General features: G+C 38.1%; 33 protein-coding genes. 7 read left to right on the top strand and 26 right to left on the bottom strand.

The genetic code is table 11. From position 1 onward, the window contains the following. Window positions 1-35 precede the first annotated feature (35 nt). The 11 genes from A3GQ_RS0101030 to A3GQ_RS22945 form a co-directional block, all read right to left on the bottom strand. Entirely contained in the window at window positions 36-392 is a 357-nt protein-coding gene (locus tag A3GQ_RS0101030) for a hypothetical protein (protein ID WP_028775477.1), read from the bottom strand. Window positions 393-636: 244 nt separating this feature from the next. Further along, window positions 637-1,569 (bottom strand): 16S rRNA (cytosine(1402)-N(4))-methyltransferase RsmH, encoded by a 933-nt coding sequence (gene rsmH, locus A3GQ_RS0101020; protein ID WP_028775475.1) that lies wholly within the window; start codon window positions 1,567-1,569, stop codon window positions 637-639. Window positions 1,570-1,584: 15 nt separating this feature from the next. Then, complete coding sequence (gene mraZ / locus A3GQ_RS0101015) at window positions 1,585-2,016, bottom strand: division/cell wall cluster transcriptional repressor MraZ (protein WP_028775474.1); 432 nt, start codon at window positions 2,014-2,016, stop codon at window positions 1,585-1,587. Between the two features lie 220 nt (window positions 2,017-2,236). Next, window positions 2,237-3,496 carry an adenosylhomocysteinase gene (locus A3GQ_RS0101010; protein WP_028775473.1) on the bottom strand — a complete coding sequence of 420 codons (1,260 nt, stop codon included), beginning with the start codon at window positions 3,494-3,496 and terminating at the stop codon, window positions 2,237-2,239. 26 nt (window positions 3,497-3,522) lie between these two features. Next, window positions 3,523-5,109 carry a bacillithiol biosynthesis cysteine-adding enzyme BshC gene (gene bshC, locus A3GQ_RS0101005; RefSeq protein ID WP_028775472.1) on the bottom strand — a complete coding sequence of 529 codons (1,587 nt, stop codon included), beginning with the start codon at window positions 5,107-5,109 and terminating at the stop codon, window positions 3,523-3,525. A gap of 62 nt (window positions 5,110-5,171) precedes the next feature. Beyond that, window positions 5,172-6,077, bottom strand: a complete 906-nt coding sequence (locus A3GQ_RS0101000; RefSeq protein WP_028775471.1) for a ketopantoate reductase family protein — start codon at window positions 6,075-6,077, stop codon at window positions 5,172-5,174. 6 nt (window positions 6,078-6,083) lie between these two features. Beyond that, window positions 6,084-7,586, bottom strand: a complete 1,503-nt coding sequence (locus tag A3GQ_RS0100995) for an acyl-CoA carboxylase subunit beta (RefSeq protein WP_037463543.1) — start codon at window positions 7,584-7,586, stop codon at window positions 6,084-6,086. 4 nt (window positions 7,587-7,590) lie between these two features. After that, a complete protein-coding gene (locus A3GQ_RS0100990; RefSeq protein WP_028775469.1) occupies window positions 7,591-8,364 on the bottom strand; it encodes an enoyl-CoA hydratase-related protein in 774 nt (257 codons plus the stop codon). Beyond that, window positions 8,361-9,260, bottom strand: coding sequence for a hydroxymethylglutaryl-CoA lyase (locus A3GQ_RS0100985; RefSeq protein ID WP_342664976.1), 900 nt, complete (start codon window positions 9,258-9,260; stop codon window positions 8,361-8,363). The genes A3GQ_RS0100990 and A3GQ_RS0100985 overlap by 4 nt, the downstream gene beginning before the upstream one ends. Next, window positions 9,260-9,481 carry a biotin/lipoyl-containing protein gene (locus A3GQ_RS0100980; protein WP_028775467.1) on the bottom strand — a complete coding sequence of 74 codons (222 nt, stop codon included), beginning with the start codon at window positions 9,479-9,481 and terminating at the stop codon, window positions 9,260-9,262. The genes A3GQ_RS0100985 and A3GQ_RS0100980 overlap by 1 nt, the downstream gene beginning before the upstream one ends. A gap of 159 nt (window positions 9,482-9,640) precedes the next feature. Then, window positions 9,641-10,231, bottom strand: coding sequence for a precorrin-3B C(17)-methyltransferase (locus A3GQ_RS22945; protein WP_051271071.1), 591 nt, complete (start codon window positions 10,229-10,231; stop codon window positions 9,641-9,643). A 322-nt stretch (window positions 10,232-10,553) separates the two neighbouring features. On the opposite strand from A3GQ_RS22945, the gene A3GQ_RS0100970 reads away from it, so the two are divergent. Next, a complete protein-coding gene (locus A3GQ_RS0100970; RefSeq protein WP_342664983.1) occupies window positions 10,554-10,769 on the top strand; it encodes a DUF2626 family protein in 216 nt (71 codons plus the stop codon). 47 nt (window positions 10,770-10,816) lie between these two features. On the opposite strand, the gene A3GQ_RS0100965 is transcribed toward A3GQ_RS0100970, so the two are convergent. From A3GQ_RS0100965 to A3GQ_RS0100940, 6 genes are read right to left on the bottom strand one after another with little or no spacing between them, the layout of a single operon-like run. Further along, a complete protein-coding gene (locus A3GQ_RS0100965) occupies window positions 10,817-11,884 on the bottom strand; it encodes a class I SAM-dependent methyltransferase (protein WP_156877484.1) in 1,068 nt (355 codons plus the stop codon). Further along, window positions 11,857-12,180, bottom strand: a complete 324-nt coding sequence (locus A3GQ_RS0100960) for a rhodanese-like domain-containing protein (protein ID WP_028775464.1) — start codon at window positions 12,178-12,180, stop codon at window positions 11,857-11,859. The genes A3GQ_RS0100965 and A3GQ_RS0100960 overlap by 28 nt, the downstream gene beginning before the upstream one ends. Window positions 12,181-12,198: 18 nt before the next feature. Then, window positions 12,199-12,723, bottom strand: coding sequence for a thiol-disulfide oxidoreductase ResA (resA, locus tag A3GQ_RS0100955; RefSeq protein WP_028775463.1), 525 nt, complete (start codon window positions 12,721-12,723; stop codon window positions 12,199-12,201). 19 nt (window positions 12,724-12,742) lie between these two features. Then, complete coding sequence (locus A3GQ_RS0100950) at window positions 12,743-13,462, bottom strand: cytochrome c biogenesis CcdA family protein (protein WP_028775462.1); 720 nt, start codon at window positions 13,460-13,462, stop codon at window positions 12,743-12,745. 14 nt (window positions 13,463-13,476) lie between these two features. Beyond that, window positions 13,477-14,031: a TlpA family protein disulfide reductase gene (locus tag A3GQ_RS22940; RefSeq protein ID WP_051271070.1), complete on the bottom strand. Its 555-nt coding sequence runs from the start codon at window positions 14,029-14,031 to the stop codon at window positions 13,477-13,479. Between the two features lie 13 nt (window positions 14,032-14,044). After that, a complete protein-coding gene (locus A3GQ_RS0100940; RefSeq protein ID WP_037463538.1) occupies window positions 14,045-14,671 on the bottom strand; it encodes an MBL fold metallo-hydrolase in 627 nt (208 codons plus the stop codon). Between the two features lie 58 nt (window positions 14,672-14,729). Here A3GQ_RS0100940 and A3GQ_RS22935 point away from each other — a divergent pair, with 58 nt between their 5' ends. Both A3GQ_RS22935 and A3GQ_RS22930 read left to right on the top strand, forming a co-directional pair. Next, window positions 14,730-15,260: a YhcN/YlaJ family sporulation lipoprotein gene (locus A3GQ_RS22935; protein ID WP_051271069.1), complete on the top strand. Its 531-nt coding sequence runs from the start codon at window positions 14,730-14,732 to the stop codon at window positions 15,258-15,260. 284 nt (window positions 15,261-15,544) lie between these two features. Beyond that, window positions 15,545-16,312, top strand: a complete 768-nt coding sequence (locus tag A3GQ_RS22930) for a M15 family metallopeptidase (RefSeq protein WP_051271067.1) — start codon at window positions 15,545-15,547, stop codon at window positions 16,310-16,312. Between the two features lie 76 nt (window positions 16,313-16,388). On the opposite strand, the gene A3GQ_RS0100925 is transcribed toward A3GQ_RS22930, so the two are convergent. Next, window positions 16,389-16,691, bottom strand: a complete 303-nt coding sequence (locus A3GQ_RS0100925) for a magnetosome magnetite crystal formation protein family (protein ID WP_425423358.1) — start codon at window positions 16,689-16,691, stop codon at window positions 16,389-16,391. Window positions 16,692-17,060: 369 nt separating this feature from the next. On the opposite strand from A3GQ_RS0100925, the gene A3GQ_RS28430 reads away from it, so the two are divergent. Next, the gene (locus A3GQ_RS28430) at window positions 17,061-17,216 is read left to right on the top strand and encodes a DUF2197 domain-containing protein (RefSeq protein ID WP_083964025.1); all 156 of its coding nucleotides are present in this window, start codon (window positions 17,061-17,063) and stop codon (window positions 17,214-17,216) included. Here A3GQ_RS28430 and A3GQ_RS0100915 read toward each other — a convergent pair. From A3GQ_RS0100915 to A3GQ_RS28330, 4 genes are all read right to left on the bottom strand, one after another. Continuing rightward, entirely contained in the window at window positions 17,213-17,491 is a 279-nt protein-coding gene (locus tag A3GQ_RS0100915) for a hypothetical protein (protein ID WP_028775459.1), read from the bottom strand. The genes A3GQ_RS28430 and A3GQ_RS0100915 overlap by 4 nt on opposite strands. Before the next feature lie 22 nt (window positions 17,492-17,513). Then, window positions 17,514-17,828 carry a YlaH-like family protein gene (locus tag A3GQ_RS0100910; protein ID WP_051271065.1) on the bottom strand — a complete coding sequence of 105 codons (315 nt, stop codon included), beginning with the start codon at window positions 17,826-17,828 and terminating at the stop codon, window positions 17,514-17,516. 5 nt (window positions 17,829-17,833) lie between these two features. Next, window positions 17,834-18,565, bottom strand: coding sequence for a glycerophosphodiester phosphodiesterase (locus A3GQ_RS0100905; protein ID WP_028775457.1), 732 nt, complete (start codon window positions 18,563-18,565; stop codon window positions 17,834-17,836). 126 nt (window positions 18,566-18,691) lie between these two features. Next, window positions 18,692-18,883, bottom strand: coding sequence for a hypothetical protein (locus A3GQ_RS28330; RefSeq protein WP_028775456.1), 192 nt, complete (start codon window positions 18,881-18,883; stop codon window positions 18,692-18,694). Window positions 18,884-19,127: 244 nt separating this feature from the next. Here A3GQ_RS28330 and A3GQ_RS0100890 point away from each other — a divergent pair, with 244 nt between their 5' ends. Both A3GQ_RS0100890 and A3GQ_RS0100885 read left to right on the top strand, forming a co-directional pair. After that, window positions 19,128-19,754, top strand: a complete 627-nt coding sequence (locus A3GQ_RS0100890) for a YktB family protein (protein ID WP_028775455.1) — start codon at window positions 19,128-19,130, stop codon at window positions 19,752-19,754. Window positions 19,755-19,854: 100 nt separating this feature from the next. Beyond that, complete coding sequence (locus A3GQ_RS0100885; RefSeq protein WP_028775454.1) at window positions 19,855-21,348, top strand: aminotransferase class I/II-fold pyridoxal phosphate-dependent enzyme; 1,494 nt, start codon at window positions 19,855-19,857, stop codon at window positions 21,346-21,348. Between the two features lie 351 nt (window positions 21,349-21,699). On the opposite strand, the gene A3GQ_RS26550 is transcribed toward A3GQ_RS0100885, so the two are convergent. Then, window positions 21,700-21,837: a hypothetical protein gene (locus A3GQ_RS26550; RefSeq protein ID WP_156877483.1), complete on the bottom strand. Its 138-nt coding sequence runs from the start codon at window positions 21,835-21,837 to the stop codon at window positions 21,700-21,702. A gap of 193 nt (window positions 21,838-22,030) precedes the next feature. Between A3GQ_RS26550 and A3GQ_RS0100870 the strand changes: the two genes are divergently transcribed. Then, on the top strand, window positions 22,031-22,477 hold the full coding sequence (locus tag A3GQ_RS0100870; RefSeq protein WP_028775453.1) for an Lrp/AsnC family transcriptional regulator: 447 nt from the start codon (window positions 22,031-22,033) through the stop codon (window positions 22,475-22,477). On the opposite strand, the gene A3GQ_RS0100865 is transcribed toward A3GQ_RS0100870, so the two are convergent. The 3 genes from A3GQ_RS0100865 to A3GQ_RS0100855 all read right to left on the bottom strand — a co-directional run bounded on the left by A3GQ_RS0100865 (window position 22,467) and on the right by A3GQ_RS0100855 (window position 24,271). Beyond that, on the bottom strand, window positions 22,467-23,453 hold the full coding sequence (locus tag A3GQ_RS0100865; protein WP_028775452.1) for an NADP-dependent oxidoreductase: 987 nt from the start codon (window positions 23,451-23,453) through the stop codon (window positions 22,467-22,469). The genes A3GQ_RS0100870 and A3GQ_RS0100865 overlap by 11 nt on opposite strands. Before the next feature lie 185 nt (window positions 23,454-23,638). After that, window positions 23,639-23,752: a GapA-binding peptide SR1P gene (locus A3GQ_RS25985; protein ID WP_083964023.1), complete on the bottom strand. Its 114-nt coding sequence runs from the start codon at window positions 23,750-23,752 to the stop codon at window positions 23,639-23,641. Window positions 23,753-23,830: 78 nt separating this feature from the next. Continuing rightward, a complete protein-coding gene (locus A3GQ_RS0100855; protein WP_028775451.1) occupies window positions 23,831-24,271 on the bottom strand; it encodes a hypothetical protein in 441 nt (146 codons plus the stop codon). Between the last annotated feature and the right edge of the window lie 44 nt (window positions 24,272-24,315).

The raw sequence follows: 24,315 nt of genomic DNA, 5'->3' as shown, positions 1-24,315 counted from the left end.
CACCATTCTAATTTGAACAAATCGTTCATCCTGATTTAAGGGTGAATAGAGGGAATGATTTGCAGGCCATTTTGCTCCGCAAATTTACGAATTTGCTCAAGACTACTCTGCTTCATTTTTTCCGATTCCAACTGAGTATTTACTTCTTTTGCACGGTTAATTTTTGATTCTGTTTGTTGGATGGTTACATTTAGTTGTGTTAATTCAGCATATCGAGTCATAACAAAGACAGCAGCCATAATGCAAATGATGGTACTTACAAGATAGAGCACCTTTTCACTGGCTGGAAGACCTTTGATCACTCTTCTTGGTCTTGGCTGAGTGCGAGTCTTAGGTGTAGATACTGGTAATTGATAGGCTAACGAGGTGTTTCCCTGCTCTTTATTACGCACAATGATCCCCCCTTACTCTTCGCTCATGTCTTCTACATAACTCATTCATGGTGAATTCTATAAAATCACGTCTGTCCATTTCTCTCTTTGACCCATTGACCCTTCTTTTTTCTGACTTTACCATGTTCTTCATGACCGTTTTACCATCTCTTCTATTTTCTCTTTTTAACCCTTTAATTTTCCTGACCCATCTTTTTGAACGATGACCAAATAAATCATCTTCCTTTTCAACTTCCACTTGACCCTATATTTTTTCCGCTACCCGCAATTTTGCTGATCTAGCTCGTGCATTTGCTTCTATTTCTCTATCAGTTGGAACAATTGGTTTTCTTGTCAGAATTGTAAACGAAGGTTGATGGTTACAAACACAGACTGGAAAATGTTTTGGACAAATACAACCAATTGCTTGTTCTTGAAAAAAATGTTTGCAAATTCGATCTTCTAAAGAATGGAACGAAATGACAGCTACTCTTCCACCTGTCCGAAGTAAAGGTACCACTTGTTTGAGTGCATCCTCAAACACTCCGAGCTCATTATTAACAGCTATACGAATGCCTTGAAATGATCTCCGAGCTGGATGGGGGCCTTTTCTCCTCGTAGCAGCTGGAATAGCTCCTTTAATGATTTCTGCCAACTCGATTGTACTATCAATCGGCGCGATCATTCTTTTTTGTACAATATGATGAGCGATTCTTCTGGAAAATTTCTCTTCACCATACTGAAATAAAATACGACTAATTTCTTCCTCTGGATACTGATTCACAATCTCGTATGCTGTTAACTCTTGATCTTGATCCATTCGCATATCGAGTGGTGCATCTTCATGGTAACTAAATCCTCTTTCACCTTCATCCAATTGGGGAGAAGATACTCCTAAATCAAATAGGACACCATCTACCTGGTTATATCCAAGTGAAGTTACGACTTCTTTTACATGTTGAAAGTTAGCCTTATGTAAAATCACGTTGCATGAAGTTTGGCTTAACTTAAGTTTCGCTGCTTCTAGCGCCCGGTTATCTTGATCCAAACCAATCAATGTACCTTTTGGGCCCAATCTTTCTGCGATCAAGCTACTATGACCTGCACCACCTAAAGTGCAATCGACATATACGCCATCCGGTTTTACATCTAGTGCATCTACGGATTCTTTTAATAGTACGGTGATGTGTTGAAACACGGGTTGATCATCCTTTTACAAATCAAAGTCTACGATACTTTCTGCTATTTCATTAAATGACTCTTCCGATTTTGCATAGTAGCTTTCCCATATAGATTGATCCCAAATCTCGACTCGTGAAGAAACACCAAGTACGACACATTCTTTTGTAAGACTGGCAAATGTTCGTAAATTGGAGGGCAAAACAATCCTGCCTTGCTTGTCTAAATCTACCTCACAAGCACCCGAAAAGAAAAAACGAGTAAAGGCACGAGCATCTGCTTTGGTAAATGGAAGAGCTTTTAACTTTTGCTCTAATTGTGTCCATTCTGCTCTTGGGTATGCAAAAATACATTGGTCGAGTCCACGGGTAAGCACAAAAGAGGAGCCGAGATTCTCTCGAAATTTAGCTGGAACAATCATTCGTCCCTTATCATCGACACTGTGATGAAACTCCCCCATAAACATACCAATGTGACCCTCCCCTCTACTTGTAAAATGACCAGTTTTACAAGTAGCCTTCTGCGATCCCGCTTCTATATACCCTAATCGGTATTTTCAAGCGGTACCACAGCTCTCCACTTCCCTCCACTTTCCTCCACATTGGTAAGTATACCACAATACACACAAAAAATCCTGCACTTGTGTACAGGATTTGAACAAAATTATCACATTTTGGTAATAGCGGTTAAATTTGCCAACTGCCTAGATATTCCGCTTGTTCAGGAGTCAATTCATCAATTTGAATACCTAGTGATTCCAAGAAATGCCGGGAAACTTGTTCATCAATCTCATAAGGGACATCAATTACATGTGCACCGATTTTTTCGTTGGATTGATGCAAATACAAAAGGCTAAGCACTTGCAGAGCAAAGGTCATATCCATAATTTCAGCAGGATGTCCGTCTCCAGCCGCCAAGTTCACCAAACGTCCTTCAGCAAGCAAATTGATTTTCCGTCCATCTGCAAGGTGATATTGTGTAATGTCTTTTCGTACTACTTCTGCTTGTTCTGCCATATCTTCCAATGCTACTTTATCAATTTCAATATCAAAATGACCTGCATTTGCTAAAATAGCTCCATCCTTCATTACTTCGTAGTGATCCCGATTAATCACACCACGATTTCCTGTTACGGTTACGAAGAAATCACCTAGTTTTGCAGCTTCTACCATTGGCAAAACGGTAAAGCCTTCCATATGTGCTTCTGTCGCTTTGATCGCATCTACTTCTACTACAATTACACGTGCACCAAGTCCCTTCGCACGCATAGCAACACCCTTACCACACCATCCATAGCCGATAACAACTACTGTTTTACCTGCTACAACCAAATTAGTAGTACGATTAATACCATCCCAAACAGACTGTCCCGTACCGTAACGATTATCAAATAATGACTTCGAAAATGCATCATTTACAGCGATCATCGGAAACTTCAATTGTCCTGATTTCTCCAATGAAAGTAAACGTTTGATACCAGTAGTGGTTTCTTCGCAACCTCCTTTTACTTGCTCCAAGAGGTCCGGTCGCTCACTATGTAGGATAGTTACCAAATCTGCACCATCATCAATAATCAAGTCAGGTTGGGTTTCCAGTGTCATGATAAAATGAGACTTATATTCTTCTGGAGTTGGGTTATATCTAGCAAAGACAGTTACACCTTCTGAGACTAACGCTGCACAAATGTCATCTTGAGTAGATAAAGGGTTACTTCCTGTAATTACTACTTCTGCCCCTGCATCACGAATTAATTCCGCCATACAAGCTGTTTTTGCTTCTAAATGCAGAGAAATTGCTACTCTCTTTCCCTCAAGTGGTTTTTCCACTATTACACGCTCTCTGATACGGTTTAGCACAGGCATATGATCTTTTGCCCAGTTGATTTTTTGTCTACCACTTGGTGCTAAAGATAGGTCATGTATCACACTTTTTTCAATTGAATTCATCTACGATTCACTCCCGTTTTGATTCACTATAAATATAACACCTGATGGGTATCTAGTTCAGGTAACTCTTGTTTACATAACATATGAAGCCAATCTAGTCCATAGTTATTCCAAAAATAGACAAGATTGTAACAACGTTCTTGCAGTCCCTCCATCGGGTATACAGCATTGATGACTTCCCGTTGCTGTCGAAGGGAAACTTCTTGCCTTTCATCTATTAAACCATACGCTTTTTGTTTCAGCCAACGAATATGCATTCGCATCTTTTCTCTTGTGCTCTCTCCCATTTGCTTCATATTTCCACCAATTGTGGTATTTAACTCTTGGATAAAGGGAGTATACAGATCTTCTAATTGATGGTATAAATCAGCAAATTGCTGCTCTACATCTAGTGGTTGGTTGTTTTGTTTCCAAGATTCCAATAATGCTTGTCCTTTTCCAATGATTAGTGTATCCCATGTCACCCCCCAATTCGCCCGGTACTTTTCAATGGATCGCTCGATGATTGTCACGCTTTGTCGGGGATAGACAATGGGCATTTGTAAATCAAGGACAGGGAAAGCATCTGCTAAACATCCCCAATAATCGATTTCCGAAGGCCCTCCAACAAAAGCAAGGACAGGAAATACCATCTCTTGCATCAATGGGCGTGTTGCGACATTATTACTCAGTTGAAAATGTTTCGCTTGCAAGTCGAAGGAAGAGTATTGGAAGAAGTGATTGCGACTGGTAAACCGATCTCCTTCTCGATAGAGTGCAATTCTTTTCCCCTCTTCTTCCACAAAGAGATGGGCTTGATTTTCTTCGAACTGAAGCACAGAAGGATTACCTTTTGCTTCCCAATTTGCAATGCCTTGATCAATTGCATCATGCAACTCTTCATTTTTTTGTATAAGTTGATCAAAATAATCAGCTTCTAATGCACGCAAGTTAGCATCATTTGAATCGATTAAAATTAAACCATATTCCCCAAATAGGTAATGAAGAATCCTTGCAAAAAAATAAGTCCAAGTAATGGGTTCGTGCGTAAGCTCTTCACATAGAGTGACCCAGTCCGCTTTATGTTCTCGATCCTCAATCGATTGGTGCAATTCGTTCAGCCATTGGTGCACAACATGTGGTTCCAACATTATGGAAGAAACAGATCCCTTGTTGACATTTTCAAATGGAAAGGAGTGTTTCACTGTTTCTATATGATTCGGGACATACAGATGATCCACTTCTTGCCAATCGTGATCCTCCCCAGCAATCCAAAATACGGGGATCACTGGTTTTTGAAGACGTTCTTCTTCCCGTTTTGCTAATTGTATAATCGTAATGACTTTATATAAGGTGTATAACGGACCTGTTAATAGCCCTGCTTGTTGTCCTCCAATAACCACAACACTATCAGGTGATAGCAATCGATCAAAATTCTTCTCAATAGATGGATGAATTAGTTCTGGATGATGATATTGCCTTAGAACTTCAACTAATTGTTCACGTTTATATTTTTGGTTGGTTACATAGAGATAGCGCTTTAAGTAGCTGTTGTCTTGGGTTGGATCATAGGTGTAAAAAGTTTCATTTTGTCTTAGCTTCTCATTGGGAATCAAACACTTTTCTATTTTCAATTTATGCCAGCCCTTCTTCCAGATGCTACTTACTTATCATAAGTCAAGTATATATCATATGCTCAAAACAACATACTCTTAGCTCTAATTAAGTCTGTTAAAGTGGAATGAGTAGGCACAACTAATCCACATTGGTTCGCATAAGTAACTACCATTCCATTTAGGGAATCAATCTCCGTTAGTCTTCCTGCTCGAATATCTTGAAGCATAGAGGAGAAATTTTTCGCTGTTTTGGAACAAACTTCACTTACTTGATCATAGATGTCTGCTTGTTTTAGACATATTCCTTTTGCATCTGCTACAAGACAAAGTTCATTTACTAATTGATATATTGTTGCTTGTATATCAAGATCCATCAACTTCCCGTTTGGAACTTCTAATAATGCTGTTAATGGATTGATGACGACATTTACTGCAAATTTCCTCCACAAATATTGCTCAATATGGTCAACGAGCTCAATATGAAATTTTTGTAAAAAAGAAGAGAAAAAAGAGTCCATACCATCTTTTGACTGTAATCTTCCCAAACGAACATAACCATAGCCTGTGTGTTGTACATGATTCGCGGATAGTTTATAGGCCCCTTCGGTTGTTACTACTGCATAACTTGCAGGAAAATGACAAGCTTCTATCTTTTCGACATGTCCTAAACCATTTTGCCAAGCAACTACATGTGTTTTCTGATGGATAAGAGATGGAATCATTCTAAGTACTTGATCAAGAGCTGGTTGTTTCACCATAAGAAATAGCACATCAAAACCAGCAGAATGATGGAAGTGTTCAATCCATTCTGCTGATACCAAATATCTCTTTTTTTGTCCACTGGTGTTTGTTACCAGAAGACCTTGTTTTTTAATAACATCAGTTTGTTGCACTGTCCTACAAAAAAGGGTCACATCTGCATACTCGTTCAATCGAGCAGCCCATAAAAGCCCTAGTGACCCTCCACCAATTATACCAATTTTCATCTTTTCTCACACCGGATAAATAGGATGTTTGCGTCGACTGAAATCCAGTTGTTTTTCGCTATATAGATCATACCTTTTTGCTAGCTCATTACGCAAATCTTCAGGTTCCACCATGACGTCCACAATCAATTCACTAGCTAGTCGATAGATATGAATATCTTCCTGATACGCCATTCTCTTCGATTGGATGAAAGGTTCACGCTCTTCGGGCTCTAATGCTTGAATTTGATTGTGATAGACAGCATTTACTGCCGCCTCAGGGCCCATTACCGCAATCTGAGCAGTAGGTAGAGCAATACAGCAATCGGGTTCAAAAGCCGGTCCTGCCATCGCGTATAGACCTGCACCATACGCTTTTCGAACGATTACCGAAATTTTGGGAACCGTTGCTTCAGACATAGCCGCAATCATTTTTGCTCCATGACGAATAATACCTGCTCTTTCTACTTGAGTTCCAATCATAAATCCAGGAACATCTACTAAAAAAAGAAGGGGAATCTGGTAAGCATCACAAAGCGTAATAAATCTTGCTGCCTTATCTGCTGAATCACCAAATAAAACTCCTCCTTTTATCTTTGATTGATTCGCAATAATTCCAATGGATTTTCCTTCTAATCGGCCAAAGGCAGTGATCAACTCAGGTGCAAATAATTCTTTTATTTCTAAACAAGAATTTTGGTCTACTAATGCATGTATCACCTGTTTCATATCAAATGGAACATTCTGTTCTTTTGGAATGATCGATGTGAGCGAATCCAATGTGTCGCTGGATTCAAAATCCATTCCGTTTGATTTTTGCAAGTAGGAATAATAAAGCTGTGCGATTCGAATTGCATCTGGTTCATCTTTCGCTAGAAAATCTCCACACCCACTCACCGAACAATGCATACGGGCACCACCCATTTGTTCCAATGAAACCTTTTGTCCAATTACCATTTCCGCCATTCTTGGCGATCCCAAATACATGCTTGCATTTTTATCTACCATAATTACGACATCACAAAACGCGGGTATATATGCACCTCCGGCTGCCGATGGACCGAACAGGAGACAAATCTGAGGAATGACTCCAGATAGTTTCACCTGGTTATAAAATATTCGCCCAGCGCCACGTCGACCAGGAAACATCTCTAACTGATCCGTAATTCTTGCACCTGCGGAATCAACCAAATAGAAAAGTGGGGCGCGCAATTTTTCAGCAGTCTCTTGAATCCGAATAATCTTCTCGACTGTTCGTTTTCCCCATGATCCTGCTTTCACAGTCGAATCATTGGCCATGATACACACTACCGAGCCATTTATTTTTCCAACACCTGTTATTACTCCATCTGCTGGCAGTTCTTCTTCTATCGAGTTAGCAAATAATCCATCTTCTACAAAAGAGCCTTCATCTAGTAAGAGTTCCAACCGCTTACGGACAAATAATTTACCTTGTTCTGCCGACCTCTCGTGATATTTAGAGTGACCACCGAGTTGTAAGCGTTTACTTTTTTCGTTAAGTTCACTCATCTTTCTACTCCCCTCCAAACTGTGGCTTTCTCTTTTCTCGAAAAGCATGTAATCCTTCTGTTCTATCTTTTGTAGTAATCAAATGCTCATAAGCATAAGCTTCTTTTTCCATCGCCAGCTCTAACCCTAAAGGATATCCTTCTTGTATGGCCAGTTTTGCATATTTAACAGCAAGAGGACCATTCTCCGCAATCTCTTCTGCCATCAACATTGCTTCTCGTAAAGCATGTCCTGTTTGCGTTAATTTACTAATAATACCGACTTGTTTTGCTTCCATTGCTGATATTCGTCTCGCGGTGTATATCAACAATTTAGCAATGGTAATTCCTGCTATTCTGCTCAATCGTTGTGTCCCGCCAGCTCCTGGTATAATTCCTAATGATGTCTCAGGAAGAGCGAAAGTGGATGCTTCCCCAGCAATCCGAATATCACAAGCAAGTGCAAGCTCCATTCCCCCTCCCAAAGCTACTCCATCAATTGCTGCTATTACTGGGCAGTGCATAGACTCCAATTTCAAAAAGGTATGGCGTATTAAAGTGAGATACTCACGAACTTCTTGCTCACTCATTGTCTGTCTTTCTTTTAAATCTGCACCTGCACAAAATGCAGCATCACCCGTACTCGTGATGATTACTACCCTAGTCTTTGATTCTTGCAATTCATCTAAAAAAGTAGACATTTGACACAACAAAGGTCGGTTTAGAGCATGATAAACTTCTGGTCGTTGTAAGCGTAATATGGTGATGTATCCTAAATCTTCTTTGGTGATCCACGTCATAATCCACCTACCTCCTTCTTCGCTAAATAATTTTTCAACATTTTAGAGGGGAGGGATTTTTGGAAAATCTGTTGTAACCAAGAAGCTATTTCACAAAGTTCATCCAAATCGAATTCTGTCTTTATACCCAATCCATGCAATAAGTTAACCACTTCTTCTGTCGCGACATTTCCTGAAGCACCTGGTGCATAAGGACATCCTCCAAGCCCTCCAATTGAACTGTCTATTGTTGTCACTCCTTCTTCTAGGGCAACATATGTGTTTGCTAATGCAAGTCCCTTTGTATCATGAAAATGTACGGCTAACTTACCTGCATACGTAGGTTGTAGATGCCGAAGAATAAGTTGAACCTGTTTTGGTGTGGCAACTCCAATCGTATCTCCAAGTGAAACTTCATACACCCCACATTCAAATAAAAAGTTACACATTTTTTCAACAGCCGAGAAAGCAATGGTTCCCTCGTAGGGACATCCAAAAACACAAGATAGGTAACCTCTTACAGGCACAGATTGCAACTTAGCGCTTGCTATCACTTGTCTGATCTGATGCATGGATTCTTGAATGGTGCTATTCACGTTTTTTTGATTGTGAGTCTCACTTGCGGAAATAAAGACAGCAATTTCATGAAGAGGTGGTGTTTTGACACGTTCCCAACCTCTGAGGTTAGGGACAAGAGCTCGATAATTGATTTGCTTTTCTATAGGTAACTGCAATAACAATTGATCAGCATCGGCTAGTTGAGGAATCCATTTTGGATGGACAAATGAAGTGACTTCCAAATGAGTAAGTTTAGCGGCTATCAGCCTGCGGATTAGTTCTATTTTAACAGTTGTTGGTAGTACTTCAGCTTCATTTTGCAATCCATCTCGCAACCCTACCTCCACTATTTTTACCATTATGATATTTCTTCCAATTCAATTAATACTTCTCCTTCGTTAACAAAATCACTTTCTTTCACATGTATCGCCTTTACTTTTCCGTTTTTTGTACTTTCAACTGGTATAAGCATTTTCATCGATTCCAGTATCAATACTTCTTGCCCGTTTTGAATCTCTTCCCCGATGGAAACTAGTATCTTCGAAACAATTCCTACTATTGTCGCTTCTACTTTAGCCATCTTAAAAGACCCCTCTCTGATGGTAACCTTTTAAAAAATTATTCATTTTGGACAAAATATATTTCTCTTCTATCGTATCAAATTTTTCAAACTTCGTAAGTATCGATTGATTATTTCCAAACAAAAATCTGCTGAAAAAAACAGCAGATTTTTATTTCATTACTTATGTTCTTTTTCTAAATCCTCTGTTCGAGCTGCTAATTTCCTAGCTCGATCCATGATTTGTACAAGGGTACGATAATCATCATTTACTAATTGGTAATCGGATTCGACCGTTGTCAGTTGTTCTTTCATGGATTTATTTTCAAGTTCTAATCGCCTTAATTCATCTTCCCTGTCACAAAGTTCTTCTTCGAGCTGTTTTTGTTGTTTTTTTAATTCACTTACTTCATTTTTATGTTGACGTAAAAATCGAATGACATGATCCAAGGAGTAGTCGTCTTCTTGATGTTCCAAACTAGGAAGACTATCCATGCGCACACTACTTAAAGTAAGTGGTGTCGCATAATGAACTCTATCTTGGCCTCTTCTTTGTCTCTCTGTTTTAGCTACTTGAATAGCTGCATCATAATTTTTTCGCACAGTGCTATTCCAACGAAATCCACAGGCAGCGGGGGTTCTACCAAGTCGTTCTGCTACTTCTTCAAAAGCAGATAATTGGGTACCTCCATCGCGAATATGCCGTAAAGTAACCTCTGCTAAAATCATATCATCTTCAGAAGACCAAGCATCTTGACGCTTTACAGCCATAATAAACCTCCTATTCTAGGCAATATTTTTCACTATTTAATCCTATGCATCAAAACCGAACGATAGTATGATCTCTATCCCTTTTATATCCTCAAGTTGCTAGAACTATACTTATCATGCGGATTTCAAAAATATTTTCTCACCCATGCAAAGTAATGTAACAAAAGAGTTATGATAAGAGATGAAACCCTTTCCAGTAACATTACTTGAACCAAATATCTGAACTGGGTATAATAAAGATTGCTTGAGCTATGCTCTTTATTCGGTTAATTATCCATTGACTCATTTTGAAATAGGGGAAGGCTGTGATTTTGTGGATCGCATGTTTCGCGTTTTAGGCTTTTGGGCTCTAGTTATCGCACTCATGTTTATCGCTGGCCATATGTACATACCAGCAGGATTATTTATTTTTCAAGCTATCATATTTGTGATACTCGGTTATCAACGCTATACAGAAAAAACATATATGTACCTATTTGGTAGTTACATGGTTATTTCTTTTTGTGGCATGGTAGCGTATGCAACATTTGTTCACTAAAATAAAAAACCCCTTAAAAGGGTTTTTTATTTTTAAACCGCTATATTTTATTTCTTTTGAACCAACACTTTGAAATTTTCTCCCATCCCCATTATTAATTGCTTGATTGCGTTACGGTATGCTGGATCTGTATAGGTGTAAATGCCTGCTTCCATTAAAAAACTCGATTGCGAACCATAGAAATAGGTAGATAAACCCTTATTTTCTCCCCATTTTTTCATATCTTCGAAATTTACATGAGCAGTCATATCCATCTCTCCTAAATTCAAATAGGGATCATGAATATGTTGATGAGCTTGATAATATCTCATTGTGCCATCTAAGTATTTCATACTGTACAATTCTCTGTTATTTCCACCATAATCGAGTGTCCAAATCAATCCAGATTCAAGCCAATCGGAAACACGATGCAACCAAGATTTTGCCTGCAAATTCACTTCTATTTGCTGTCCTTCTGCAAAATCGATAGGGAGCTGATTTGTATAGTCTTCCAACTCCACCCTAGACAATCGATCTTTTATTTCTATCCATCTGTTCTGGTTTTCTGTTACATATATTTCCCACCATTTACCTTGTTCCCATATTAGTCGATGAACAGCAAAAGCGTCCAACAGCTCATGACTATATACAATAGAGAAAATGGCTGGAGGAACCTGTTCTAATTGATCTACAAAATATAGGTCATAAGGAATATTTTTTAATCTTTGCTGTTGTTCGGCACGATGGTATGAACTTTTTTCGACTGAATATAGGCGAACAGCTGATTTCTCAATTTTTTTGTGATGAAATTGTTTGGTTATCTGTTCCATTAACTTCCCATCTCCACCTCCTATTTCTATCAATTGAAGGGGAGAAGACGGATAGAACTCTTTCCAATATTTCAAAAAATAATCCGCTACTACATAGCCAAAAAGATTACTAACATGTACATTGGTAAAAAAATCGCCCTTTTTCCCAAGTTTGGGAGCGGGCTTGTTGTAATAACCATGTTGTGGATGATACAAAGCTAAATCCATTATCTTTGCAAACGGCAAACGACCAGTAGAACTTTGTTGCAAGTGACTCCGTATCACTTGCAACATGGCAGTTACTTGCTGTGTAGACGACCTGTCCACTCCATTAATCCCCCTTCGAGATTATAGAGTTTCTCAAAACCTCGTTCTGCAAGAATATGCGCTGCTATTTGACTACGCATGCCGCTTCTACAAATTAACAATATATTTTTTTCTTTGTGTGGAAGTAGTTCTTCAAAACGTTCTTCCATCACGTCGTAAGGAATATGAATAGAATTTTCTACGTGCGCACTGTCGAATTCCTCTTCCGTTCGGACATCGACAAAGATGTAATTCTGTTTTTCTTCCTCAAAACGTTTCCCAAACTCAGCAGCAGAAATGTGTTGAAATTTTTCCATTAGGAACACTCCCTTTATCTATGAAATGATTTGGTTAATAAAATATTGTAATTGACTTAATTGTAGAGGACCTTCTATTCTCTTCTCAATCACGCCCTCACGATTGATAAAAAAAGAACTGGGGATTGGACCAATTTTATATTGCTTGACGACTTCTCTTTCTTTGTCCATCCATATCGGAAACGTGAGCCCCATCTGTTTGGCAAAATTACTTACTGGCAGTTCATTTTCACGAATATTAATCGAAACAACTACAAAACCACGATTTTTATTCATCATATAAGCTTGTTGAATTGCTGGCATTTCCGTCTTGCAGGGCGGACACCAAGTACCCCAAAAGTTAAGCATCACTGCTTTTCCCTTTAAATCCGAAAGACTCATTTGCTTACCATCAAGAGTAGTTAAAGTAAAGTTCGGCGCTTCATCCCCTTCTACTGGCTTCCCACCTGTATCCGTTGAAACTTGGTATATGGCGTATCCAACCAATCCGACTAAACAGAGGAGCAAAATCCTTCTCACCCAATACCTCGTTTGTTTCTTCATCTATTCCTTCACCTTCATTTTAAAATCCGGTAAATCCTCCGGTAAGATTGGTAAACCATGCAATGATAGCAGTCAACTGATTGGTATACAACATAATACCAAAAAGAATTAATAACCCTCCGCCAATTTTCATAACTTGGCTCGAATATTTCAATATCCATTTTGTTCTTCCAATAAAAAAAGCCATTAAAAAAAACGGAATTGCAAATCCAAGTACATACATGGTGATATACAAAAAACCAACTGTTAACTGAGCTTTTATCGTAATAATAGCTAATACAGAAGCGAGAATAGGTCCTAAACAAGGTGTCCAACCTGCTGCAAAACTAATTCCTATTAAAAAAGAACTCAGGAAACCCAGACCTTGCTTGGAAACATCCCATTTCTTTTCTCTCATTAAAAATTTCGGCTCGATAATCCCTGTTAAAAATAAACCCATAAAGATTAACAAAACACCACCAAGCATGCGAATCAAATCTTTATAATTAACAAAAGATTGTCCAATCCAAGAAAATGTAAACCCAAGTGCATAAAACACAAGAGAGAAACCAAGTAAAAAGAAAAAAGTATGTATCATCGTCAGTTTGGTTAATTCTTTCGATCTACCTTTTTCCTTCAACTGAGAAACCGATACCCCTGTTATATAAGACAAATAAGACGGATAAAGCGGTAAACAACACGGAGAAATAAAAGACAAAACTCCTGCTGCAAAAGCAAGCCAAATGGTTACTTGTTCCATATTTTATATCCTCTCTACGATAACACATCATCGAGAATATCTTGTAGTTCTTCCTTACTCATTTCACCAATGACCTTGTGTGTTATCTTCCCGGTTGAATCAATGACAAAAGTTGTTGGAATACCTATCAACTGGTAATGATCTGTGCCAATCGATTGTCCATCTTCATTTTCCTGATCTAAAATTACTGGATAGGTATAACGATATTGCTTCATATACTTTTTGATATTTGGAAGTGTATCTTGTGACGTCTCATTTACCATATGAAAGTTTATTTGATCTTTGTATTTTTTGTAAGCCGTTTCTAAGTAAGGCATTTCTCGTTTACAAGGATCACACCATGAAGCCCAAAAATTAATGATACTCGGTTTTCCATTTGTCTGGTAGAGTTCAACCTCTTTTCCATCCAATGTTTTAAGTTTGAAGTTTGGCGCACAATCCTTCACTTCTAGACCTGGATTTCCTTTGCAGTTTGCATAGGAAACGACAGGTTTGTTGTTTGTGTCATATATTGCATAAACAACTCCAACAAGAAGTAGCAAGATAAGCAAAGTACGGATTAATTTCACGATTTTCCTCCTTCTAGGAAAAAAAAGGATTGGTATTCCGTTCGTGACCAATGGCTGTAGATGGACCATGTCCCGGATGAACAACAACATCATCTGCTAATGTGAATAATTGACTTTCAATCGATTGGATTAATGTTTGATAATCCCCATCTCTTAGATCTGTTCTTCCTATTGCACCCTTAAACAAGGCATCACCGGAAATAACCATTTCACCATCAAAAAAGGAGATACTTCCTGGAGAATGTCCTGGTGTGTACAAGACTTGTAATTGTTTCCCTAAGAAAGACAATGTTTCTCCCCCTTTGACCTCAATTTCAGCAGGTTCAAAAGACATTTTATTTGAACCATCAAAAGCAGCAGACCCGTTATAAAGAGGATTGCTCAACCATTCTTGCTCTTTTGTATGTACGATTACAGGAGCATTGGTGTTTGTTCTTAACTCTGCAAGACCACCGATATGATCAAAGTGTGTATGTGTTAATAAGATCGCCTCTATGGTCAAATCCAATTGTTTTATCCGCTTGATTAAAACCTCTGGATTCATACCTGGATCAAATACAATACCTTGTTTGTTTGTTTCTTCATAGAGAAGATAGGCATTGGTTGCAATAGGTCCTAATACATATTTTTCCAATTGCATGAACAAGTCTCCTTTGTTGCAAACTAAAGGATAACTGACAGAAGGGAGTTATCCTTATATGATTGCTTGTGTTCGTTTGATTGGTGTATTTTGTTTGGTAACAGGTTTACTTTTTGGTTGTGCACCAGAAAACTCCGCACCAAAAGAAGTCTCACCCAAAGCCGAGAAGATTTCCTACACGCAACGGGTAAAACAAACTGTTCCTGCCCCTCAGTATAACAAAACTACAACAAAGGTTTCCAATCGGCTTGAACAAATCGCAAAACAGATGCCTCATGTTAAAGATGCGTCAGCTGTATCCGTTGGCAAATATTCCATCGTAGGTCTGGACTTAGACGCCAATCTTGATCGGGGACAAGTAGGTACAGTTAAATATTCGGTTGCTGAGGCATTACACAAAGATCCTGTTGGTGCAAGAGCACTTGTAACCGCGGATGTAGACTTGATGCAAAGAATAAAAAATATAAACAAAGATATCCGAGATGGCAAACCGATATCCTCTGTTCTTCGAGAACTTGCTGGAATAGCAGAACGAATTGCCCCTCAACCCACCAAAGTAGTTCCGAAACAAGAAAAACCTGCAGATTAGCAGTATCCACCTCTTTCTTCTATAAGATTACAATTATAAATATACAAATTTGAGAGACGAGAGTCGTTCATTTGAACGGCTCTTTTCTTTGTTCTGAACAGAATTCATTTAGATCTATTTTATTTTTCATTTGATTTATTTTGGTATTTTCTTTACCATAAAACAAAGTAGAATACAAAAGTAATTAAGAAAATTATTCCATCTAATATAATCACACTACAAAATCTTTCCTATTCCTCCTACAACATACATGAAAAACATACTTTATTAGGGAGTTTCTATCAATGAGAACGCATATAACAATTGGCATTTCTTGTCTTCTCTTACCATTGGTACTATTTGGCTGTTCGAAAAAGGAAGAACCTTCTAAACAGTCATCAAAGAATCAACCAACAGAAACCGTAGTACAAAATAACAAACAATCTAGTAATACCAGAAAACCTTTACCAAAATACTCTACTGGTAAATTACAAGTAATTGCACAACCAGATGACATCTCCGTGCTTGTGAACAAACATAACAGCCTGCCAGAGACATTTAACCCAAAAGATCTCGCATCACTAAATATCCCTTTTCTAGCGAGCGCTTCAACAGAGAAACGGCAATTACGAAAAGAAGCAGCTACCCAGCTAGAAAAGATGGTAAATGCAGCAAAGAAAGATAATATTTATTTAAAAGGCGTATCGGGATATCGCTCCCACGAAACACAAAAAGCGTTATTTAACCGATATGTAAAACGAGATGGGTATGCAAAAGCTCGAACTTATAGTGCACTACCAGGTACGAGTGAACATGAAACTGGACTATCTATTGATATAACAGGGAAAGATGGTACTTGTGCGGCTGATGATTGTTTTGCTCAAAAACCGGAAGCTGAGTGGTTAGCTAAACACGTACAAGATTTTGGATTTATCATTCGATATCCAAAAGGAAAAGAGAAAGTCACTGGTTATAAATATGAACCTTGGCATATACGGTATGTAGGTGTGAAGATAGCAAAAGAGCTCACAATTAAAGGAATTACGCTAGAAGAATACTACCTTCATTCATAAAATGATAAAACAGTTACCTGATTAGGTAACTGTTTTTATTTTGCCCCCTAAAAAACCGGACTGTTTAAACTTTACATTATCGGATAAACCACTTTACGATCGGGTATTGATAGGTGCGATCCTTCAGGGCATATATAATTCCCATAATAGGGCAGATGAACGCCATCAACCCGAAAAAAATCAAAAATGGAATCCCAATAATCACAATCGAGAAAAACCACGAAATCGAAATGAGCACTGCCATAATCAAATGAAAAAAGAATGCTTGAATGGCAACTCGCTTCACTGCACTATCTTTTATGAGAAAGAAAACAATACTTGGGAGTAACATCGGAGCAAACCATGTACTAGCATGCACCAAGATCTTTATTCCCCTCATATCCACTAAAATCTCTCCTTTTTATTGTATCAATTAATGAAATTATATATCCTATTCATACGGAAAACGTGAGGTATAGGTAGTATTTTGCTATACATCTTTGGTCGTATTTTGTCTCTTTTAAATGCCTCATGAGACTATGGGTATAGTATTCACTACAGGAGATTTCAAAAACCCAAACATAGATCTTAAAATCGATCTCAAATAAAATTCTATTGGTGTATATCCATTTTCGTCCGTTAAAGAATCTTCATAAACATTACAACAAAAAGGATAGTAACCTATTTGGTTCTACCCTTTTTTATCCCACCCTAAATTGGTGTATACTGATTTTATATAGAGCTGTTTAGAAAGGAATTATGGATTCTCATGAAAGTAATTTGCATCCTTTGTGATGAGGCATTTACCCCCTCAAAATTTCAAGCAAGAAAAATAATGAAACATCCTCATAAAATACAAATCTGTGAAACTTGTCATGATCGTATAACTACAAAGGTTAACATGCAACGAACAGCAAAACCTTAGAGACATGTATTGTATTTCGGTTCTTCGGTAATGTCTTTTAATAACTTTTCAGCTTGTTCTTTTGGGAAGGAGACTTTATGCTCTTTCCCTTCTTGTTTGTAAGAAATGCAATATTCTTGATTTCGCAACTCCATCTTTAACTCTTTTATTTCATAATCTTCTAGAAGCAGGGTCTCAAAAAATACAACTGTATCTTTCGCAGAAATATCACTTGGTCTTGCATCCCAAACAATCTGTATTTGCAACCAATTAAACAATGCATCACTCTGTTGCATTTTCACCACTCCCATTATCGCCCTATTTTGCCTGTTTTTTACTATACCAGAGGCGGACACGGGTCACAACGATAATTACAACAGTTATCAAAAGAGCCTGTATCATCGGAAATTGAACCAACTGCATGATCCAAAACAACACACATCCTAATGCCAAAACGAAATAGACAACAAGCGACTTTAATGGAGGTAAACTTCTTGCAAATGCTACTTTATATATGATGACACTAAGCACTAAAATAATAAAATATAGCAACCATGGAGGAACTTGTGAAATCCAGTTAAACAACGTTTCTGACACTCCCTTGTTTTTTTCTCCGCTAATAGCAACTTTCATCCCCCCTACTCTATCACTCCATCCCCTAAATGATCAATCACTCGGCGCAGTCGAGTTGGATAGTTGGTAATAATTGCATCAATACCTAGCTCTACAAGACGCTGCATATCTTTTACTTGATTGACAGTGTATGTTCTTATTTTGATGTTATTTTGGTTGCATTGGACTACAACATCTTCATCTATAGCAGAATAATGAAGATGCACCTGATTCATCCCCAAAAATTTTGCATATTTCCAAGGTTTCACCATAACACAATCAATCAAAGGAGCTATTTCCCATGTTGGTCGCAGTTTTTTTAATTCCATCAAACTAGGATGATGAAAAGAAGACAGAATCACCCTTTGTTCCATACCATAATGTTCAATCAATTGAATGACTTTTTCTACTATTCCTTTATATGGAACCAGTTGGTTTTTTAATTCTATATTTATCCGTGTTTTCTTATCTAAAAAAAGCTCGAAAACATTAGACAACGTTGGTACGATTTCATTTTCTAGACTAAGTAATGAATAGTTGCTAATTTGAGAGTAGGATAACTGTCCAATCCACCCTGTTCCGGTTGTCGTTCGATCCAAGCTTTCATCATGAATTACCACTATTTCGCCATCTCTCGTCAGATGTACATCTAGTTCAATTCCATCCACGTTTGCTTGTTTTGCCATTTGGAATGCAGTCATACTGTTTTCCATTGCTCTACTCGAGTAACCACGATGAGCAAAAATTTGAACAGACATCTCACATACCCCACTTTCATTTTTTTCGAAAATTAGGATAACAAAAGAAGTATAATGCTTAGTACAAACAATTTCCATCAATGAAAAACCGCTACAAAAATAGTAGCGGCTTTTTGTCCAATCTGTTTACAATGCTTCTAACATCAACATTTCACGTCTGATTTCACTTAACCTAGATTTGCACTGGTCTATCTTGTGCATGCTATTTTCTAGCATTGCTTCGTATAACAGGGACAGCTCGTAATCCAGTTCCATACGTAATACTGGAATCCGTTTTTCCGGATCTCGGCACTTGAAAGCTCGAATGACATCTTCCATGTAACCACTGCACCCCTTTACAATTTACTAACAAGTGGTAATAGATCCACTTGATAACAGGATTCCCTGAGAAGGTTTGAAATATAACACTTCTAGCCAGTCCAATTGGAGATTATATAGTATATGAAAATTTTTTTTGAAGGTAACGGTATTGGTTTAGAAGAAAAAAAGAAAGATAGTAAAGTATCTCTTTTCTCAGAGGCATATTTGTTCAATCTGATAAAAAAGAAAGGATATTAAAAAAATGTCATTCCCTACATTTACAAATGAAGATTTTCATGTTTTTGCTATTGATGGTCTTGAATCTAGAATGGAAGCATTACAAAGAGAAATCCAACCAAAGTTTTCCACGATGGGAGAATCTATTTCTGAGTTTTTAACCACCAAATTAGGAGATACCGTTTATACTCATATTGCCCGACATGCAAGGCGCACGGTTCATGCTCCAGAAGAAACATGGGTGGCTTGGTCTACTAATAAGCGTGGCTATAAAGCACATCCACACTTCCAGTTAGGCCTGAGGGATACCCATTTGTTTGCTTATTTCGCACTCATCTACGAATGTGAACAAAAAAAAATATTTGCTAACCATTTTCTAAAAAACATTCAGAAGTACAGCTCTTTCATACCTCATGATTTTTACATTTCAATCGATCACACGACTCCTGATGTAACAGCTGCTTCCTCTCTTGATCCAGAAAGATGGAAATCCATCATGGAACGTTTAGCCAAAGTTAAAAAAGCTGAATTTCTTTGTGGCATACTGATTCCCCGCAAAGAAGCAGTAAATCTGAATGGCAAGATACTACAAAAGAAAGTAGAAAAAACCTATGATCAACTCATGCCACTCTATCATTTATCCTTTGAATAAAAATACATAAAGATCTCATTATTATCATTTACCTTCGTCTTCAAATCTTGTACAATAGGCTTGTTTTGTGACTACGAGTAGAAAGCAGGGCCAAAGAAAAATGAATCAATCCAACCAGAACAACACCCCACTTTTTACCAAACTAAAAGAATATGCGAATTCTAACCCTTTACCTTTTCATATACCTGGACATAAAAAAGGACAAGGTATGGACAAAGAATTTCATGATTTTATTGGAACCAATGCCTTATCCATTGATTTAATAAACATTGAACCATTGGACGATCTTCATCAACCACAAGGAATTATCCAAGAAGCACAAGAACTTGCTGCTGAAGCATTTGGGGCGAAGCGGACTTTTTTTTCTGTTCAAGGTACCAGTAGTGCGATCATGGCAATGATTTTAGCTACTTGTAATCCGGGAGATAAAATCATTGTACCTCGTACAGTACACAAATCTGTTCTATCCGCTATCGTATTTGCTGATTGCAATCCGGTTTTTCTACACCCAGAATTAGATCCAAAGCTTGGAATCGCTCATGGGATTACACCTGCACAGGTAGAAAAAGCATTGAATAAACATCCAGATGCAAAAGCAGTATTAGTGATTAATCCTACTTACTTCGGCTTTGCTAGCAATCTCCAGGAAATTGTGCGGATCGCTCATGATAAACACGTACCGGTACTAGTAGATGAAGCACATGGAGTACACACCCATTTTCATCATGAGTTACCCATATCAGCAATGGATGCTGGAGCAGATTTAGCTGCAACAAGCGTTCATAAGCTTGGAGGTTCACTGACCCAGAGTTCTGTGCTCAATCTACAAGGAAACTTAGTAGATCCCTTGCATGTCCAATCTATCTTAAGCATGTTAACGACAACTTCTACATCTTATATCTTATTAGCATCCCTCGATACAGCTAGACGGTATCTTGCCATCCATGGTGAAGAAGTGATAACGCAAACTTTAGCACTAGCAAGAAAAGCACGAACACAGATCAATGAAATTGATGGATTACTTTGTGTAGGGAAAGAATGGCTTGATGGAAAAGCTCGCTATGATCTCGATGAAACAAAATTGTTGATTCATGTAAGTGAGTTAAGTATAAATGGCCACGAAGCAAGCGATTGGCTTCGAGAAACACATCAAATCGAAGCAGAAATGAGTGATTTGTATAATATTCTCTGCTTTGTTACTTTAGGAGACAACGAAGAGTCGATCCAATCCTTGATTTATGCTCTACAAGACCTTGCAGCTCATTTCCAAACAAAGGAGACAACTAACCAGAAAAACATTATATTACCTGATGTACCTGAGCTTGTTGTTTCTCCTCGTACTGCATTTTATAGTGAAACAGAGTCTATCCCTTTTCGACAAGCAGCTGGGCAAATTACGGCAGAATTTCTCTTTATGTATCCACCAGGAATACCAATACTACTTCCTGGGGAGCGCATAACAGAAGAAAATATTACTTATATCGAAGAAAACAAAGCAGCCGGCTTGATTGTGCAAGGAACGGAAGATCCTTCTGTGGAGATGATAAGGGTGATTCGTCCGAAAATTATTTCCCGGAGGATACATCGGGACTAAAATCTGCGTATCTTCTGTTAAAAATAGTTTCTAAAAATATTATCCTTAGGTAAAAAAGTAGCGAAGTCATATTCTGCTACTTTTTTATTTGTATTGGCCAGCATAATAATAACCGCAATCCTAGGTCCACGGTTGGGACAATTACAGAAATCTACACATATATCTGTGTATTATTTGCTCGACTCGGAGAATGAAAGTGTCTACACACGGAGTTCATACCCACTTTCATCATGAACAATGGATGCCGGCTCTGACTTAGCAGCTTCTTGTGTGCATAAAAATTAGAAATTTACTGGATACAAAAAAACTGATATCGCTAGCTGGATATCAGTTCTTATCTATTTTTTTCCGTCATCCTTCGAACGGCATGTTGTACTCGAGCGAATCAGCGAGTGGCGTTTCCCGACTCTGCTTGAACAGATCGATCGCCTCAGTCGCAGCGATGCTGCTGTAGTCGGCCATTTTCAGCATCATAGCGAATTCCGACACGGTAGCCTCCTAGGTTGCAGGTAAATTTACTCTTAGCAAAATAAGGAGGAGTGAACAATGCATTTTCCGGTAATTTCATTCATATTAAGTATCTTTCACCAACAAAAAACGCCAACTTTTAGTGTACACAAACCTCCTATACTAAAAGAATTTTATATTCTATACTGTATGAAAATAGACTGGAGGTTCTACCATGGATCAAATAGATAAAAAAATTATCGCTTTGTTACATAAAAATGCTCGAATCACGGTTGCCCAAATCAGCCGAAACATCGCCCTCAGCCAACCTTCCGTGAAGGAAAGAATTCTGAGATTAGAAGAACAAGGCATTATCACTGGTTATCATGCAAAACTATCTCCTGAAAAAATAGACAAACATACAACAGCTTTTGTCCTCTTGAAAACAAACCAATGCAACAAATTCCTTCCCTTTAGTAAACAGTCTCCTGAGATTGTTGAACTTTACCGGATGGGTGGAGAGTACAACTATTTACTCAAAATATGGACCGAATCCAATGAAACATTGACCTTATTTTTGCAGAAACTTAGTAACTTTGGATTTTCACAAACAATGATTGTAATGAAAACGGAATTTGATCTAAAATTACCTATCTCCGATCCAGTAAGCTTCAAGGTATAAGTATAATCTTTCCTCTTAGCCTATCTTTCGAAAATGCATGGTGTGCCTTATGTGCATGCTCCAAGGGGTATGCTTCTGCAACTCGCAACTGTAATTTTCCTAGTTCTGCAAGTCTGGAAAGCTCCGTGAGATGATCCGAATTGGGTTGCACCCACACTGCATGTGAAACTACATCTTTCTGATCTACTGACGAAACTCCCTCTCTCTGAAAACTAGGTACAGTAGAAGTATATCGCCCACCGTTACGGAGTGATGCAAAAGTGTAACGAGCCATTTCTCCACCTAATACATCTAAAGCTCCGTCCAATCCATCTGGAAACTGCTCATAGATTTGCGCTACAATATCCCCTTCTCGATCAATCATCCTATCCACTCCAAGGGAATAAGCAAACTCTCGCTCTACTTTTGTTCCTATTCCTACAACCTTGATACCATTATGATGTGCGAGTTGTACTGCAAAACCACCTACTGCACCTAAAGGAGCATTTACAAGCAAAGTTTCACCCGGTTTTAAATTAAGCCATTCTATTGCCTGATATGCAGTCAAACCGGCAAGCGGGATCGTAGCTGCCGCTGATAAACCAATCTTCTTTGGTGCATGTGCAATGACTTCTTCAGACAGACAAATGTATTCCGCATATGTTCCAACATGATTGACGATTTGTTGTGAAAATGCAATGACTCGATCTCCTACAGCCCAATTAGAGACCCCTTCTCCTACTGCTTCAATGATTCCAGCCGCATCCCATCCTAAAACCATTGGAAAAATAGCAGGTTCTATTGCAAAAGGTCGATTTTTCAACTCCTCTTCGTCGTCTGGGATCAATGTTCCTTCTCGTGTAACCAAATCGACTGGATTTACAGCTGCTGCATGTACACGAAGAAGAACTTCCCCTTTTTTTGGCTCTGGAATCGGGACATCCATTATCATTATTTCTTCTGGTGTTCCATAATGTTTTATTGCTGCTACTCTCATTTTTTTGCACCTCTATTCTTTGTTCTCCCAAATTGTAAAAGAGAAAAGGTGCAAACGAAATAACAACATTAATGAAATAGGCTACAACTTCCTTATTTAATTAGGATTTATGTTTAACACGGATTATAAAATAAAGTCGTTGATAATAAAAAAAGCCCACCTGTGGTGGACGGAGATAACCTATTTTATTCTTGATGATCGGAATGGCAATGATCACAAGTACCGTATAATGTTCCTACTTTATCAGCATCTTGAAAGGCAATAACTTCTTCACATGTTTGGCAGACGATGGTTTCCATTTCCATCTTCCTCTCCGTCATATTAGTATGTGCCTTTATTATATTTGTGACATACTAATTATGTCAATAGGATATACATTATTTGTACTTTTTAAGTTTATTCTCTAACAAAGAAGCGATTTCACTAAAGAAAGTGTGATCATCATCATTGATCCCTTCCTGTACAGACGCTGCAATAACGATCTCACCAATCAAATGATGTCCATAATAAAATGGGATACACAATTTGATAAATGTGTTATCACTTGAACTAGATAAACCACCTCGTAGAGCAGCAATACTTAATTCGGAATCTCCAAACGGAATATTTTCTGGTAAATGATCCACTCCTTGATGAAACTTTCGTTCAAAATGATCTTTATTCGTCAAATAAATGGAAACGCTTTTATATGCTTCCACTTGATCATAGACTAGTTGGCAAACTGCTTCGTATAAAACGGCATCATTTCCTTTCCAACCATCCGCTACAGAACCTATTTCTGCACGAAGCTCATCGAACAGATCCGATTTATCAATCAAATCGAACAACCCCTTTTTGCAAAATGTAGTCGATAGTGTACCAT

The organism is Shimazuella kribbensis DSM 45090 (assembly GCF_000428065.1).
In the GTDB taxonomy this organism is placed as follows: domain Bacteria; phylum Bacillota; class Bacilli; order Thermoactinomycetales; family Thermoactinomycetaceae; genus Shimazuella; species Shimazuella kribbensis.
This window is presented reverse-complemented; position numbering and strand designations above follow the sequence as displayed.